This window comes from Duganella sp. sic0402, assembly GCF_019219065.1.
GTDB lineage: Bacteria > Pseudomonadota > Gammaproteobacteria > Burkholderiales > Burkholderiaceae_D > Rugamonas.
Genome location: NZ_JAHUWK010000053.1, coordinates 1 through 255, shown reverse-complemented (window position 1 = coordinate 255; position 255 = coordinate 1). Strand labels below are relative to the sequence as shown.

The 255-nt window shown below is 58.4% G+C and carries 1 pseudogene; it reads left to right on the top strand.

What is annotated here, in order from left to right:
- Positions 1-255 (top strand): annotated as a pseudogene (locus KW842_RS27285) (hypothetical protein); the annotation flags it as partial.

Genomic DNA, 255 nt, shown 5'->3' with positions numbered 1-255 from the left:
AAACCTTCGCCAGCATCGTTCTGACCATCGCTAACGCTGCTCAAAACGAAGATCTGGTAGCCATCGACAGCAAAGTTGCTGCTGCTACCGCCTTCACCGAATCGCTGGATACCTCGGCAGAGATCCGGGGCTACGATGGCGACGCTGCTAACGCCGTTGTTAAAGCATGGCTGGCTAACGTGAAAGACGAAGCCACCCTGGGCACCGCCACCAGCGCTGCAGCGCTGAACGCTATCGCTGCTGCTTCGGCTGCTG